This window comes from Pectobacterium carotovorum (assembly GCF_900129615.1).
Classification (GTDB): Bacteria; Pseudomonadota; Gammaproteobacteria; order Enterobacterales; family Enterobacteriaceae; genus Pectobacterium; species Pectobacterium carotovorum.
On sequence record NZ_FQWI01000001.1, the window covers coordinates 804,434 to 820,148 of the forward strand.

Annotated in this window: 11 protein-coding genes; 2 read left to right on the forward strand and 9 right to left on the reverse strand. The window is 48.9% G+C overall.

What is annotated here, in order from left to right; all coding sequences use genetic code 11:
* Positions 1-20: 20 nt before the first annotated feature.
* The 7 genes from nrfA to licT form a co-directional block, all read right to left on the reverse strand.
* The gene (gene nrfA / locus BUB06_RS03525; RefSeq protein WP_048329314.1) at positions 21-1,394 is read right to left on the reverse strand and encodes an ammonia-forming nitrite reductase cytochrome c552 subunit; all 1,374 of its coding nucleotides are present in this window, start codon (positions 1,392-1,394) and stop codon (positions 21-23) included.
* Between the two features lie 498 nt (positions 1,395-1,892).
* Positions 1,893-2,906 carry a nucleoside hydrolase gene (locus BUB06_RS03535; protein ID WP_039471613.1) on the reverse strand — a complete coding sequence of 338 codons (1,014 nt, stop codon included), beginning with the start codon at positions 2,904-2,906 and terminating at the stop codon, positions 1,893-1,895.
* Positions 2,907-3,012: 106 nt separating this feature from the next.
* Positions 3,013-4,203, reverse strand: a complete 1,191-nt coding sequence (locus BUB06_RS03540; protein WP_282916324.1) for an esterase — start codon at positions 4,201-4,203, stop codon at positions 3,013-3,015.
* Between the two features lie 86 nt (positions 4,204-4,289).
* Positions 4,290-5,930 (reverse strand): carbohydrate porin, encoded by a 1,641-nt coding sequence (locus tag BUB06_RS03545; RefSeq protein ID WP_039471609.1) that lies wholly within the window; start codon positions 5,928-5,930, stop codon positions 4,290-4,292.
* Positions 5,931-6,180: 250 nt separating this feature from the next.
* Positions 6,181-7,575, reverse strand: coding sequence for a glycoside hydrolase family 1 protein (locus BUB06_RS03550; RefSeq protein ID WP_010305725.1), 1,395 nt, complete (start codon positions 7,573-7,575; stop codon positions 6,181-6,183).
* A 35-nt stretch (positions 7,576-7,610) separates the two neighbouring features.
* Positions 7,611-9,512 carry a PTS beta-glucoside transporter subunit IIABC gene (bglF, locus tag BUB06_RS03555; RefSeq protein WP_039471608.1) on the reverse strand — a complete coding sequence of 634 codons (1,902 nt, stop codon included), beginning with the start codon at positions 9,510-9,512 and terminating at the stop codon, positions 7,611-7,613.
* Positions 9,513-9,949: 437 nt separating this feature from the next.
* Positions 9,950-10,813, reverse strand: coding sequence for a BglG family transcription antiterminator LicT (licT, locus tag BUB06_RS03565; RefSeq protein ID WP_010309611.1), 864 nt, complete (start codon positions 10,811-10,813; stop codon positions 9,950-9,952).
* 642 nt (positions 10,814-11,455) lie between these two features.
* Between licT and pykF the strand changes: the two genes are divergently transcribed.
* Positions 11,456-12,868 (forward strand): pyruvate kinase PykF, encoded by a 1,413-nt coding sequence (gene pykF, locus BUB06_RS03575; protein WP_039471605.1) that lies wholly within the window; start codon positions 11,456-11,458, stop codon positions 12,866-12,868.
* A 314-nt stretch (positions 12,869-13,182) separates the two neighbouring features.
* The gene (locus BUB06_RS03580) at positions 13,183-13,419 is read left to right on the forward strand and encodes a major outer membrane lipoprotein (protein WP_005970385.1); all 237 of its coding nucleotides are present in this window, start codon (positions 13,183-13,185) and stop codon (positions 13,417-13,419) included.
* Positions 13,420-13,598: 179 nt separating this feature from the next.
* Here the strand turns inward: BUB06_RS03580 and BUB06_RS03585 are convergent, their stop codons facing one another.
* Positions 13,599-14,621, reverse strand: coding sequence for a L,D-transpeptidase family protein (locus tag BUB06_RS03585; RefSeq protein ID WP_039471604.1), 1,023 nt, complete (start codon positions 14,619-14,621; stop codon positions 13,599-13,601).
* A 669-nt stretch (positions 14,622-15,290) separates the two neighbouring features.
* Positions 15,291-15,707 carry a cysteine desulfuration protein SufE gene (sufE, locus tag BUB06_RS03590; protein ID WP_010297800.1) on the reverse strand — a complete coding sequence of 139 codons (417 nt, stop codon included), beginning with the start codon at positions 15,705-15,707 and terminating at the stop codon, positions 15,291-15,293.
* Between the last annotated feature and the right edge of the window lie 8 nt (positions 15,708-15,715).

A 15,715-nucleotide genomic window follows, 5' to 3' on the forward strand; every position in this document is an offset into this window, starting at 1 on the left:
CCACGGGCGATGAGGGGTTATTAGTTCAGTCGTCCCGCTTTACGCGCTTGCTCATCCCACTGCGGCACTACCGTGTTCAGGAAATCCTGTTTTTCGGCTTTGATTTGCTGCATGTTGAGCCCAATCGCCTGCTGCGCTTTCTCTTTCGTCGAGATATCCGGTAGTTTGACTTCCCCTGTCACCCCTTTTTGTGCCAACAGACGCACCAGTTTGGTTCTCGCCTCGGCGGATTTACTCAGCGAGGTACCGAGCATCCGTAAGCCTTCATCCGGCGCATGCATGTGAATACCGTGAGAGGCTACCGCCAGATCCCAGCGCCATTGCGCATGGCGAATATCCATCAGAATCGGCTGCATTTCTGCTTCGGTCGCACCGGCATCCCAGGCCGCTTTAGCCTCAAAGTGCGCGTGAACCAATTGCTCTTCTGCTTTCAGTTTTAAGTCCTGAATAGCCGTTTTGCGTTCAGCAACCACCTTCTGCATCGCCGCTTTATCCTGCGTGTGGCAATTGGTGCAGGTTTCGCCGTAATTATCGAAAGGGTTGCCGATCTTGTGATCGGTATACAGCTTGCCGTCCGCGTTTTTCACTTTCGGCATATGGCAATCGATACAGGTCACGTTGTTTTTACCGTGAATACCAATGCTCCAGGTTTCATATTCTGGATGTTGGGCTTTCAGCATCGGCGCGCGGGAAAGGGAATTGGTCCAGTCGGAGAAGGAAATGGCGTCATAGTATTTTTCCATGTCTTCGACTTTCGTGCCGTTATCCCATGGGAATTTCACCGCTTTGTCTTTACCGGAAAAATAATACTCAACGTGGCATTGCCCACAGACCATCGATTGCTGCCCAAACCGACTGGTTTGATCAAACGGTTTGCCAATGGCTTCCATTGCGCGCTCTGCGTAAGGACGGGACAGCGTCAGCGCCGGTTTGCCCTGAGCGAAATCTGGGGACGCGGTATCATGGCAGTCCGCACAGCCGAGATCGTTAGTAATCTCCGGCCCGCCTCGCGCCCACTTGCCTTTGAAGTAGCCGTCCTCGCCTTCCTTTTGGATCAAGCGGGCGACATCTGGGCTTTTACAACTCCAGCACGCCATCGGCAGAGGGCCATCTTCTGCCGTCTTGGGTGCGCCAGTACGCAGCGTTTCACGCACGTCCGTTATGGCGTAGGCGTGGCCACGCGGCTTGTTATAGTCTCTGGAGAAGGGATAACCCGCCCAGAGAATCACCATCATGGGGTCTTCTGCCAGCGCATCATGACGCTCAGACTGTTCACTGGTCGCTTTCCACGAGTTGAACTGATCGGGGTGTTGATTGGTGAATACGGAGTTTCTTGCTTCTATCGGGGCGGGAGGTGGTGACACCGGAGCATCAGCGGAATAGGCTGGCATCATTAGAAAGAGACTGGCTACCATGCCCCACAGATAGGAGATTGACGTGCTTATCCTGACCATGCGTTTGTGTCCAAATTAAGCCGCCTACTGGCGGTCATTTTAGTTATCCATTTGACAGAAACCACAACAACTGTCGTGACATTACTCGCACTATGAATAACAAAAAGATGCATTCAAAATATTGTTTTTGATCAAAGGTAAAGAAAAGTAATGAATCGTATCGAAAGTTATATGAGGATTGTCTCAGTCACGGAGGGGGCATCGCAGAATATGGCAAGGGGCTTAAACACGGGGGACTTAAAAATTAAGCACTTAAAAACCGGGTGTTTAAGGATCAAGACAGGTGGCGCGAGCACTGGGATGACGCGCCCATCTCGGCAGTTCATCCCAGTTCATTTGCTGATACAGCGCGGCGTTTTGCCCGATAGAGCACATCAGAAGCTAAATAAGTGGGGCTTAAGTGAAAAATAGTGCCCCACTGTATGCCTTCTGGGATTTTTATTTCCCTTGACCATAGGCCAACGCCAGCTTGGCGTAGAAATCTTCCAGCGTGAAGCGGGCATCAACGGCGTTATACACTCGAATCTGGCGCGCATTGTCCTGTGGTGCATAGGTCAGGTCGTCGTTTAGCTGCGGTGCATTAACCAGCGTGTAGTGGTATTCATGGTCATCCAGCAGCAGAGAAACCGAGGGGTTATCACCCAATACCCAGACTTCGCTTTTCGGCCAGGGAACGTCCTTGATGGTTTCGGAAATCGCGCGATTAAACTCGATCAGTTGCTGCCACAGATACTCCCCCACTTTCCCCTGCGGCTTAACGCGTACGGCAAGCTCAGACAGCGAGACGCGCACGGACATATAAACATTATGCGGCACCTGCCACAACGGCACCTGAGACTTGAATACGCTGTTCGCCGCGACCGGATCGTTAAACATATTGTATTCCCAGCCGCCTTTCGGATAAGGCATGCCGCCAATCCACACCACCGTCATTTTGCTGGCGATCGTCGGTTCAGCCTGTAGCGCGGCAGCGATATCCGTAATCGGCCCCATGACTAATACAAACAGCGGATGCGAATCGTCTTTTAACGCTTCCTCGATCAGCATCTGCGCCCCTTCACTCAACGCAGACGCGCCACCGTCGGCTTTCAGCGCCTGCGTCGCACCGCGATAAACGGGGATGTCCGTTTTTCCCATCACCGTCATCAGGCGTTGAAGCTCATGGTAGCTTTCCATCATGCTATTTTCGCCATCACGTTTCATCAACGGCGCAGTACGGGAGTAATGGGCGGCAATCAGCCCTTTTATCTGCACCGTTGGCGTCAACACCGCATGGGCAACGGCAAAATCATCGTCAGCCTCGTTTTTCGCATCGGCGCTGATAATGACGCGGATCTGTTTATGATCGGCTACATCAAAAGGTGAAGTTTGAGCCTGCGCAGTGAACGCGCTGAGGAACGGCAATGCCACAATCAGCATGGCAAACCGGGAAAAGTACCTGTGAATAGACATGATTATCCTTAACGGTGCTTGGCAATCGTTGATATGGCAGCCCAGCGATCCAGGCTGCCATCAGAGAAAGCAGGCATGCCACGACGCAGCCCGCAGCATGAAGATGCTATTTAAAAAGCTTCTGAACAAACTCGCTGTAGGCCGGTCGCCAGACATCCATTTCATGGCCGAGATTCGGATAATGGTGGTAGTCAAACCGGATATTTTTCTGCTCCAGTACGGTTTTCAGACCCGCAATATCCTTACCGGTGATGTTGTCGGTTTCACCAATCACCACCGTGAAGTTATTCAGTTGCTGATTGATCTGCTCCGGTCGTTCAAGCTGTGCAGCAACGGCCGTGTTCGGCACCGTTTCGGTGGTCACGCCGCTGAACGTTGCCAGCCAGCCGAAGTGATCCAGGTGGCTCATGCCGGATACCAGTGCCTGATAGCCGCCCTGAGACAGCCCGGCCAGCGCCCTGCCGTTCGCATCCTGACGGACGTTAAAGCGTTTGCCGATCTCGGGGATAATGTCATGGATGAGTTCCCTGTCCGCCGCTAACGCATTGCGCGGATAGAACACCTTACGGCGCTCCTGCGGTGGATAGTCTTCCGGGATGATGCCGGGAACGTCCGTTTCCGTATCAGGAATGACGACCAGCATCGGCTCAATCTTTTTCTCCGCCAGCAGGTTATCCATCATCTGTGGTATCCGCCCCTGCACCACGGCCGATGCGCCCGTGTCACCAAAGCCGTGGTAGAAATACAGCACTGGCAACGGTTTTGACGATTCGCTATAGCCCGGCGGCGTCCAGACATAGACCTGACGCTCTGATTTCAATGCTTTCGAGTGATAGGTCAGCGTTCTTAGCTCACCGTGTGGGACCTGACGCACATCCAGAATGCTCCCCGGCACCAGAATCAAACTGGTATTTACCTGACGCTGTGGTTTAGTCAACGCCGTGCCGGTATCGATGGTGCGGAAGCCATCCACGCTGAAAAAATATTCATACAGGTTCGGTGCCAGCGCTGACGTTTTGAACGACCATACGCCAGATTCATCTTTCGTCATCGCATGGGACACAATGCTATCGGGCGTCGAACCGGTAAAAACACTGACCTGCTTCGCCGTTGGCGCAAACAGGCGGAAAGTGATACTGCTATCCGCGTTCACCGCCGTGACATACTGGCTTACGGGGACGGTTGCCGCGGGCATAACCGGAAAATCGGCAGGTAGCGCAGACGCGTTGACAGAAACGCCAGCCAGTACACTCAGGGTCAATAATGATAAAGATATTTTCTTCATGTTCATTCGCATAATTCCATCCCGAATATCACTTAATCGAGTCTGTTTTTGCTAAATGTAACAGCATCGCCGAGGCGGTGCCGACGTGATGACAGGTATTACCACCAGACTTCCGCCTGAACACCCAAGGAGAATTGATCGCTCTTACTGTCGTTAAATGTGGCCTTACTGATGTCGTTATCTTCAATTTTCAGGTAAGTGCCATAAAAACGAATTTCCGGTCGTGACGTCAGTATGCTGGTGTCCACTTTGATAGCGTGGTACAGCGTCGTTTTATAACCTGACTCATGATAGTTCACACCGTTCGTTTTATTAGTTTGGTTAAAATACGCTAGTTCTACACCCGTCTGGTTGAATTTATCCCAAATATAGGCAGGACGAAGTACGGCACGGATACTATCAAAATCGGTATTTGCGCCCGTGTCATAACTATAGATATCATTACCTTTTGAGTAGACCAACGCATTTGCCATAATAATATCATCGCGCAAATACATTTCTCCTTGCGAGATCGCGCGGAAGGCATTGCCTGAATGATTACCATAGTAGTCGCCATTACGGCTATACGTCGGGTTAGCATCGGATATATTGGCAAAACCGCTGGCAATAGAATTACTCGCGCCCTGCACGGTGAATTCATTAAATCCACCGTTATATAATCCTTGGCGTAAAATGACACCAGCAGTCCAGGCATCTTTCAATTTATACGATAAACCATCGATTTCATTATTATTCTGTACATTGCTCTTATTGGCTTGCGCATATTTACCAATCAGAGACAATGTTGCATCCTCCCACAGCGGAATACCTTTATAGCGAACATCAACCGCATTGGTATTGACCTGGTTTTTATCTTTTTTCGGGTCATTATATACGAATCGGCGCGCGTTAACGTCTTCACGGTTCAAAGAGACATCAAGTTTACCCACACCCAACTGCCAGTTCTCAATACCTACACCGCCCGCTGCTTCTGAACGATGACTTTTCCAGTCCAGCATCTGGATTTCATAGACTGGCAGGGTATTTTTACCTACCCAAAAATCAGCCTCTGGAGCGAATGGTAAGAACCCTTTTGTATTGACGTACATCTGGGAGAATTGCAGTTTATTTTCATTATCGGCGTCTTCGCCAAACCAGGCGCTGTTATACTGCATACCCACGTTACCATCTAATTGGATGACAGCATCGACACGCTTATTCCCTTCTGCATAAACTTTTTGGCTCAGTATGAGATCAAACCAACCACTGTGCTCATTACCAAAACGCCCTAATGAACCAATCGCATACGATTTTGGTGCGCCATGATCGGCCGTTGCCCATCCAGAACGGAAATACCCCGTATAGCTAAAGCCAATATCATCCTTAACGAACTTGCTCACTTCAGCTAACGTTAATGGCTTTTGTGGTGCATTCGTAGCATCATCAGCCGTATTTGCGGCTGGTTGAGCGGCAGGCGCAAGAACAACCTGATTAACCGATGACGTACCAGAAGAAGCAACAACCAGTGGTTTATCCTTTGCCACAGAGTTTGCTGCCAGACGTGCTTTATTTTCTGCGATCGTCTTATATTCACGCAGCTCTTTTTTCGTTGACTGCAATTCGGCTTTATTTGCCGCCAGTTCTTTCTCTAATAGTTCAAGTCTTTCTTCTACGGTCAATTTCGCGGCCATAGCACCATTAGACAAAAACACTGAAGACATCAGTAATACCATCATCTTTACAGGGAATTTTTTACGCATATTATTATCCGAGTAGGGTACATTTTTAAATTGGAAACAACATGCCTTCGACGCTAGCCGAAAGCTCGTCTATTTATAAAATTTTGTAAAACCCAAATGACCGTTTATATAATTTAATGGCTAGTCAATACCCTCCCGTTTCATTTTATTCTCCTGCCATCTTTCCCATGTGTAGTAAAAAAGAGAGTTCGCATTCATTCCAGAATTTTTTCTTAGAATGAATGCGTAAATAACGTAGCGATACGCTGATTTATTTCAACGTTTCTCCGTTAGAGGAAATAACGTCTTTATACCAGTAGAAACTTTTCTTACGTCGGCGTTCTAATGTACCGTTCCCTTCATCATCACGGTCGACATAAATGAAGCCGTAGCGTTTCGACATTTCGGCTTTTGACGCACTAACCAGATCGATAGGGCCCCAGCAGGTGTAACCCATAACCTCAACGCCATCTTCTAATGCTTCACCCACTTGATACAGGTGATCGTTCAGGTATTTGATGCGATAGTCATCGTTAATGCTGCCATCGTTCTCAAGTTTGTCTTTGGCACCCAAACCGTTTTCCACAATGAACAGCGGCTTTTGGTAGCGGTCATACAGATAGTTCAGCAAATAGCGCAGTCCTTCCGGGTCGATCTGCCAGCCCCACTCGGAGCTTTCCAGATGCGGGTTAGGCACCATATTCAAAATATTGCCGCGGGCTTTCAGGTTCACTTCTTCATCAGTCGTCACACAGCCCGTCATGTAATAGCTGAAAGAAATGAAATCGATGGTTTCTTTCAGCGACTGACGATCGTCTTCCGTTACTGTCAGCGTAATACCGTGCTGTGCAAAGAAGCGCTTCATGTACGCTGGGTAGTATCCTCGAGTTTGTACATCACCGAAGAACAGCCAGTCGCGGTTCTGCTGCATAGTTTCCAACACATCGCCCGGCTTACAGGTCAGCGGATACATCATCGCGCCCAGCAGCATGTTACCGATTTTGGCATCAGGGATAAGTTCATGGCAGGCTTTTACTGCTTTGGCGCTCGCAACCAACTGATGGTGAATCGCCTGATAAACCGCCTGTTTATCGCTTTCAGTGGGTAGTCCGACTCCCGTAAACGGTGCATGCAGCGCACAGTTAATTTCATTGAACGTCAGCCAGTATTTCACTTTGTCTTTATAGCGCTGGAATACCGTGCGGGCGTAGCGCTCGAAGAACGTAATCGTTTCACGGCTTCCCCAGCCGCCGTAATTCTTCACCAGACCGTACGGCATTTCATAGTGGGACAGCGTCACCAACGGCTGAATGCCATACTTTGCCATTTCATCAAACAGGCGATCGTAAAACGCCAGTCCTGCCTCATTCGGCTGGGCTTCATCGCCCTGCGGGAAAATGCGTGTCCAGGCAATCGAGATTCTCAGGCATTTGAAGCCCATTTCAGCAAAGAGCGCGATATCTTCGGGATAGCGGTGATAAAAATCGATCGCCGTGTCTTTAATGCCGCTGTCGCCCGGCGTACGCGTGACGATCTCGCCAAAAATACCCTGTGGCTGCAAATCGGACGTTGATAGCCCTTTTCCGTCCGTTAAATACGCACCTTCAACCTGATTGGCAGCGATCGCGCCGCCCCACAAGAATTCTTTCGGAAACTGATGGCTCATCTTTTCTCCTCCCAATTGGGTCATAAATTTCAATGTCAGCGGATTAACGTCAACAACGCGCCCTGTTCCTGCACGGTGTTTCCGGCAGTAGGCAGAACATCAACGTAATCTTCGCTATTGGTGATAATGACGGGCGTTGTCGTGTCATAGCCGGCTTTCTCAATCGCCTGATAATCAAACTCCACCAGAAGATCGCCCTGCTTCACGACATCGCCGGTCTTAATGTGAGCAGTGAAATACTGACCATCCAATTTCACCGTATCGATACCGACGTGAATGAGCACCTCAACACCGTTTTCAGACTCCAGTCCGATGGCATGATTGGTCTTGAACAGAGAGGCAACCGTCCCATTCACCGGTGAAACCACGCGTCCGGCCTGCGGTTTAATCGCGATGCCTTTTCCCATTAATCCACTGGCGAACGTTTCATCACCGACCTGCTCAAGTGGCAGCACCGTTCCCTCAATCGGGCTGTTTATTTCTTGCTTACGCGTTGCATCGTTCTGGTTCTGTGTGGCTTGCGGTGCCGCCGTAGGCGCGTTTACTGCTGGCGCATTCTCTTGCGGCGGAATCCCAAATGCCCAGGTCGCTACCGCAGCGAAGGTGAAGGCGATGGCCGTACCAATAATGGCAGCCCAGACCGAGTTATCGACACCAGTCGGTGGGATAACCTGCGTAAAGGTGAAGATGCTCGGGAAGCCGAAGGAATAAATGGTGGTATGGAAATACCCCAGAACACCGGCCCCGATTGCGCCACCTAAGCAGCCAAAGATGAAAGGACGCTTCAGCGGCAATGTGACGCCATATACCGCAGGTTCTGTAATACCAAAGATGGCTGCCGAGAAAGCCGAACCAGAAATCCCTTTCAGCTTCATATCACGAGTACGCAGCAACACACCCAGCACCGCCCCTGCCTGCCCTAACACCGCAGGCGTCAGCAGCGGCAGCAGTGTGTCGTGTCCCAATACGCTGAGGTTGTTGATCATCAGCGGCGTTAAGCCCCAGTGCAGACCAAAAATTACGAACACCTGCCACAGCGCGCCCATCAGTGCGCCTGCAATTGTGGAGTTCAGCCCGTAGATCAGTTGGTAGCCGCCAGCCAGCATATGCCCAAGCCAGGTTGCCGCCGGCCCAATCAGCAGGAACGTAACGGGGACCGTGATACAAAGGCACAGTAACGGCGTGAAGAAATTGCGGATGTTGATATGCAATATGGCATTCAGTGGCTTTTCCAGACGTGAAGAGAGCCAGGCCGAGAAAATAATCGGAATAACGGAAGACGCATAATTAATAAAGGTGACCGGAATACCGAGGAAATAAAGTTGCTGATAATTCGCATTCTGCATCGCGCCAAATTCAGCAATCATGGATGGATGCACCAGCGTGGCGCCAATCACCATCGTAACGAATGGATTTCCACCAAATTTCTTCCCCGCGGTATAACCTAACACCACTGGGAAGAAAAAGAATAATGCATCGCTTGCTGCAAACAGAACTTTATAGGTTCCGCTGGTTTCAACCATCCAACCGCACACTAAACTCAGGGCTAAAAATCCCTTTAAAATACCAGAGGCAACCATGACGCCAATTAATGGCGTAAATATGCCAGATATAATATCAATGAAGCGGGAAAGAAGATTACCTTTCTTCTCATCACCGTCTTCATTATTTGAGGAGTCAGCCTGATCGCTCAATCCAGAAACATCCAGTAAACTGCGATAGACATCACTGACATGATTGCCTACAACGACCTGAAATTGTCCGCCGCTTTCAACCACCATGATCACGCCTGAATTACTTTTCAGCGCAGCGGCATCCGCTTTTTTGTTGTCTTTTAATTTAAAACGTAATCGGGTGGCACAGTGTATTACGCTAATGATGTTGCCACGTCCGCCGACACCATCGAGTATCTCACTTGCTAATGCTTTGTATTCCATCGTCTATCCTTAATACTAAACAGACTTAAATATCAATGATTTAAGATTGCCAGTTCTGTTTGAGACAAAAAAAAACCTAAATCGCTTTTCCCAATAAGCATTGAGAAAACGATTTAGGTTTTGCCTGCCCGCCTAGACTAGCCTGACAGTAACAATCCTGCTTGTTTACCCGTCATACTTCAAGTTGCATGTGCGTTGGCTTCGTTCACTCACCCGAATCACTTACCTGTGTAAGCTCATCGGGATTCATTCCCTTGCCGCCGTCCTGAAACTCGAATTATTTAGGGTATGTGCCAGCACAACTACTGTGCCGACAATAAAACCAACTTCATCTGATAATTTGCTTTCCACATACTCTATGCTTTCACTTTCACCGTATGCAAGGAAATTTATCTTGCCACACTGTTATTTTGTGACGAAAAGCAAACTAACAAGAATTATTCTCCATCACCGGGTTCTATTTTATCCTGACCTTCTGTCCGCACACGCTCAATATGAATAGTTAAGAACATCAACTCTTCTTTCGTTAACGTGTAATGATATTTTTGAACAATATGAACCTGTATTTTTTCTGCGCACCGATAAGACAATTGATATCTTTCCTTCACAACATCATGTAATGATTCATCATCACTAAATACCGTGCTTTTTCCTATTAGTCGTTGCGCAAAAAATTTCAAATGCGTCACAAAACGATGATAGCTTAACGCCTGCTCGTTATAGTCCAAACTCAGCTGATATTTTACAATATTCAGTATTTCCTGCATGATTTTGGTAATCTGCAAGACTTCCGGCATTTCGCTGTCAAGCTGCGCATTCACCAAATGCAGCGCAATAAACCCCGCCTCATCTTCCGGTAAGCGTACGGCAAGACGCTGTTCAATAATATCCAGCGCCTCAAGACCAACAGCGAATTCCTTTGGATACAGGCGCTTTATTTCCCATAACAGCACATTACGGATATCCACCCCTTGCTTATGGCGCTCTATCGCAAAGTGACAGTGATCCGTTAAGGAAATGTAGACGCTGTTTTGCAGTTTCCCGGGCAAACGCTCTTTTGCCAGCAGAATGATCTTGTCTGCCGTCGTGATGACATCCATCGGAATCTCTGACAGCAGCTCCTGTAGGCGCGATGTCAACTCGCCGGATTTCATCACAAACACACGTTCAATCAGCGTTTCGTCCAGCAGATCGCCAGAGTGCTTTTTGAAGCCCAGCCCGCGTCCCATCACAACCGACTCATTATTGTTTTCGTCGATTACGGTGACGACATTATTGTTGAGTATTTTGGCAATCTTCATTTTTCAAACCCTGGAAACAAAAAAACCAGACACCCGTAACAAGAACGAGCATCTGGTTTTGCCTGCTTACGCAGTAACAATCCGCAATGGCAGGTAAACTACCATCTGCATTCATCTTCTCAAGGAGCATGACACAAAAACGTGATACGGATCGACAGAAAAACGTGCCGCTTACACGCGTTTTCTTGATTTATTGTGTACCGTTACAAGAATCAACCACTTGCCGCCAGTCGCCGTCATACCGTATTTATGCAGTGGGTTTCTTAGGCAGTTGCGCAACAAAGTTAGGTAAAAACACCAAATCGCTCAGTTTTTTGCGTAAACACGACAAAATATTCAGTTTCATCCCTTTTACCACCTTGTTTCTCGTCGCTTAATAACTATAATACGGAACGTCGTTTCAATTGAATGGTTTCAGCTAAACAACGTGCCACTATCAATAACATTATTATCAACGGCATCGCCAACGCGAATCCCGCTAATCTCATGCGACGAGCGGCTGCGCACTTCATCACCCATTCACGACGACCATCTATACTTACCTCCTATACTGTTTCCTCATACATTCTTTCCAGCGGCTCGTCTCGCATCGCCACTGGTTCACTCGTTTTTTTATCCATCACAACTTGTAGAAACTATCGTATGAAAAAGACAAAAATTGTTTGTACCATCGGGCCGAAAACAGAGTCGGAAGAAATGCTTGGCAACCTGCTGTCTGCTGGCATGAATGTTATGCGCCTGAATTTCTCTCACGGGGATTACGCAGAACACGGTCAACGCATCAAGAACCTGCGTGCCGTTATGGAAAAAACCGGTAAGCAAGCCGCCATCCTGCTTGACACCAAAGGCCCAGAAATTCGTACCATGAAGCTGGAAAACGGCGCTGACGTAACGCTGACCGCGGGTCAAACGTTCACGTTCACCACCGATCAAAGCATCGTGGGTAACAAAGATCGCGTCGCAGTCACCTACGCAGGATTTACCGAAGACCTCAGCGTCGGTAACACCGTTCTGGTCGATGACGGCTTGATCGGTATGCAAGTTACAGCAATCAACGGCAACGACGTCGTTTGTAAAGTGCTGAACAATGGCGATCTGGGCGAGAATAAAGGTGTCAACCTGCCAGGCGTTTCCATCCAACTGCCTGCGCTGGCTGAAAAAGACAAACGCGACCTGATTTTCGGTTGCGAACAAGGCGTCGATTTCGTTGCCGCATCTTTTATCCGTAAACGTTCTGACGTTGAAGAGATCCGCGCTCACCTGAAAGCACACGGTGGCGAGCACATCCAGATCATCTCCAAGATCGAAAACCAGGAAGGTCTGAACAATTTCGACGAAATCCTGGAAGCGTCCGACGGTATCATGGTTGCCCGTGGCGATCTGGGCGTTGAAATCCCGGTTGAAGAAGTGATCTTCGCGCAGAAGATGATGATTGAAAAATGTAACCTGGCACGCAAAGTGGTTATCACCGCTACGCAAATGCTGGATTCCATGATCAAAAACCCACGTCCTACCCGTGCTGAAGCTGGCGACGTGGCAAACGCCATCATCGACGGTACCGATGCCGTTATGCTGTCTGGCGAAAGTGCGAAAGGTAAATACCCGCTGGAATCCGTTACCATCATGGCGACGATCTGTCAGCGTACCGATTCTGTGATGAAAAGCCGCCTGGATACCATCAAGACGCCTCCAGTATTGCGTATCACCGAAGCCGTCTGCCGCGGTGCAGTAGAAACTGCAGAGAAACTGGATGCACCACTGATTGTCGTTGCGACCAGCGGTGGTAAGTCTGCCAAATCTATCCGTAAATACTTCCCGAATGCCCGCATTCTGGCGCTGACGACTAACGACGTCACCGCGCGTCAACTTCTGCTGAGCAAAGGCATTGATACGCTGCTGGTGAAGGAAATCGCTTCTACTGATGATTTCTACCGTATCGGTAAAGAAGCCGCGCTGAAAAGCGGTCATGCGCAGGCTGGCGATGTTGTGGTTATGGTATCTGGTGCACTGGTTTCCAGCGGCACAACCAACACCGCTTCCGTACACCGTCTCTGATTCCCCACTCTCAGATCGGTAAAAAGCGCCTTAATGGCGCTTTTTTTATATTCTGAAACGACTTTCTACAGTGTGATAACCTAATTAATGCGTCTGTGTAACACGTCATTTAATAGCCTAAAGCCTCAGAGTTATCCGATAAAAATAGCACTGTTTTCCTTACTTTTTTAATGAATATGTAAAACTCGCTGTTTCTTTGAGCGAACGATCAAAATTAAGCATGTTCTCATCAAAAATTTATTCTCATTAGAAAAAAGTTTGTGTAATACTTGTAACGCTACATGGAGATTAACTCAATCTAGAGGGTATTAATAATGAATCGTACTAAACTGGTACTGGGCGCGGTAATCCTGGGTTCTACTCTGCTTGCTGGTTGTTCAAGCAACGCTAAAATTGATCAGCTGTCTTCTGACGTTCAGACTCTGAACGCTAAAGTTGACCAACTGAGCAACGACGTGAACGCAATCCGCTCTGACGTACAAGCTGCTAAAGATGACGCAGCTCGTGCTAACCAGCGTCTGGACAACCAAGTTCGTACTTACAAAAAGTAATCGAACTGGTTAAGTCGTGAAAATGGCGCACAATGTGCGCCATTTTTTTTGCCTGCGTTTTACCCTTTCCGCGTTTCCTTTCAATCCTTTTTTCGCTTTATCAGGTATCTTCATCCTTCTGCCCTATCCCTGGGCCAGCACAGATGCGCCTAAACGCATCTGGCCGATTTATTTCATTATTACCGAGCGGTAGTGCTGATAGCCGTGATCGGGGCAACCTGATGCGTTTTAGGCGCTTCTGGAGCCGATTCTACAGGTGGCTGGTAGGTATTGATGTCTTGCCCTACGCTAACCACGATTGGCATGCCTGAACGACGCACAATCGCATCAGCAACGGCTTTACTGTCCGTCTCCGCGTCCTTAACAAACTTCTGCGTCTTCGCCGTCAGCGGAATCGGCATGGTTTGTGGATCGTCCTTATCGGTCTTCGACAGAGGCTGATGCACTTCAACATAGCGTTTGCCGTCTGGCTCAACGGAAGTTTTAATCGCATCGTTAACAATCTGCACTCGCGTACCGACTGGCACGTTGTCGAACAACGCCTTGATGTCATCCGGACGCAGACGAATACAGCCGGAGCTTACACGCATGCCGATACCGAAGTCCGCGTTCGTACCGTGCAGCAGATAAACGCCGCCGTGCGCTGACAGACGCAACGCGTGTAACCCCATCGGGTTATCCGGGCCAGCCGGAACGACAGCAGGCAGTTTAATGCCCTGCTCTTCGAGATAATGCTTACGGATGTTCGCCGTTGGCGTCCAGGTCGGGTTTTCACGCTTCTCGCTTACGCTGGTCGTCATCAGTGGCGTATTGCGTCCCAACTGACCAATACCGATCGGGTAAACGATGACGGTATTCTTCCCTTTCGGGTAGTAGTAGAGACGCAGCTCCGCCAGATTGACCACAATACCTTCACGCGGGGTATCCGGCAGCAGCATTTGCGTTGGGATCGTGATCGTGGAACCCGCTGTCGGCAGGTAAGGATCCACACCCGGATTCGCTTCCATCATGCCCAACAGACCAATCTTGAAATCCGCAGCGATAGCCTCTAGCGGACGACCATCATTGGGGACCGTATAAGCAATATTCTCGCCGATAAGGCGGCTATTAGGTGGCGGTAGCGGGTATTCCGTCGCTTTAGCGGCGGTGCTGGCCAGGTATACCGCGAAGGCCATACCAAGTAAAGTTAACGCGCGTTTCATATTAGGTTCCCTACATCACAGCTATACCCGTCATACTTCAAGCTGCTTGTGCGTTGGCAATACTCGGCTCATTTCTGAGCCTCGCCATGAAGGGCCGCCGCAAGCGGCGTTCAAATCGGCTTAGCCGATTTGTCCTTACTCACCCCAGTCACTTACTTGTAAGCTCCTGGGGATTCGTGCGGTTGCCGCCTTCACGCAACTCGAATTATTTTGGGTATAATATATTAATTATCAACAACATCCGGTTCTGTACCCAGAATGCAGTATCCGGCTGGCTATACCCTGTTTATTCCCGTCATACCTCAAGTTGCCTGTGCGTTCGCCCTGCTGCAACCTGAATTTTTCAGGGGATATCTGGTGTCAATGCGGCTATTTTGCCCCTTTCCACCGAGCGTGGGTATATATTAGCATTGTTGTAACAAAAGAATATTTTATTTAAAAATCAAAGCATTGATATTCAATTCTTTACAAAGCAGAGCCAGCATAAAATTTAATGGGAAATAAATATACGGGACGAATTCTGAAATATCAGCGAGTTAATAAATCAACCAAAAACAATAACGTGCCGTTGGTAAAAATCAGTAAGTGAAAAAACAAAAAAGCGCTGGACGTTTTTTTCCGTCACAGCGCTTTTTTATACTTCAGGAAAGCAGAAAACAGGGAAGAAAATTAAAGCAGTGCGGCAGCATGCGCACGAATCGCGCGCAGCATCGCCTCAAGCCCCTGAGAGCGGGATGGCGTCAGGTGTTGATTCAACGCCAGCGATTCGAAGAATGGCCGCACATCTAGCTCAACAATCTCCTGCGCGGTCAGCCCCTGATACAGGCTGAAAACCACCGCAATCAGTCCCTTCACAATAGCGGCATCGCTGTCGCCGTGCAGGACGATAATGCCCTGTTCATCAGGCTGCGCCACAATCCAAACCTGACTCTGGCACCCCGAAATCAGGTTATCTGGATTACGCCATTCGTCAGGCAGAGGGTCAAGACGCTCCCCTAACTCGATGACATAAAGATATTTTTCTTCCCAGTCATTACAGCGCGCAAAGTTGCGCGCCAGTTTCTGCGGTTCTGGCAGACTCGCCATGTTTTCCT

Coding starts and splice junctions, on each gene's coding strand:
- BUB06_RS03545 (WP_039471609.1), bottom strand. CDS start 5,930: ATGCGTAAAAAATTCCCTGTAAAGATGATGGTATTACTGATGTCTTCA.
- BUB06_RS03580 (WP_005970385.1), top strand. CDS start 13,183: ATGAATCGTACTAAACTGGTACTGGGCGCGGTAATCCTGGGTTCTACT.
- BUB06_RS03535 (WP_039471613.1), bottom strand. CDS start 2,906: ATGTCTATTCACAGGTACTTTTCCCGGTTTGCCATGCTGATTGTGGCA.
- bglF (WP_039471608.1), bottom strand. CDS start 9,512: ATGGAATACAAAGCATTAGCAAGTGAGATACTCGATGGTGTCGGCGGA.
- pykF (WP_039471605.1), top strand. CDS start 11,456: ATGAAAAAGACAAAAATTGTTTGTACCATCGGGCCGAAAACAGAGTCG.
- BUB06_RS03585 (WP_039471604.1), bottom strand. CDS start 14,621: ATGAAACGCGCGTTAACTTTACTTGGTATGGCCTTCGCGGTATACCTG.
- sufE (WP_010297800.1), bottom strand. CDS start 15,707: ATGGCGAGTCTGCCAGAACCGCAGAAACTGGCGCGCAACTTTGCGCGC.
- BUB06_RS03540 (WP_282916324.1), bottom strand. CDS start 4,203: ATGCGAATGAACATGAAGAAAATATCTTTATCATTATTGACCCTGAGT.
- nrfA (WP_048329314.1), bottom strand. CDS start 1,394: ATGATGCCAGCCTATTCCGCTGATGCTCCGGTGTCACCACCTCCCGCC.
- BUB06_RS03550 (WP_010305725.1), bottom strand. CDS start 7,575: ATGAGCCATCAGTTTCCGAAAGAATTCTTGTGGGGCGGCGCGATCGCT.
- licT (WP_010309611.1), bottom strand. CDS start 10,813: ATGAAGATTGCCAAAATACTCAACAATAATGTCGTCACCGTAATCGAC.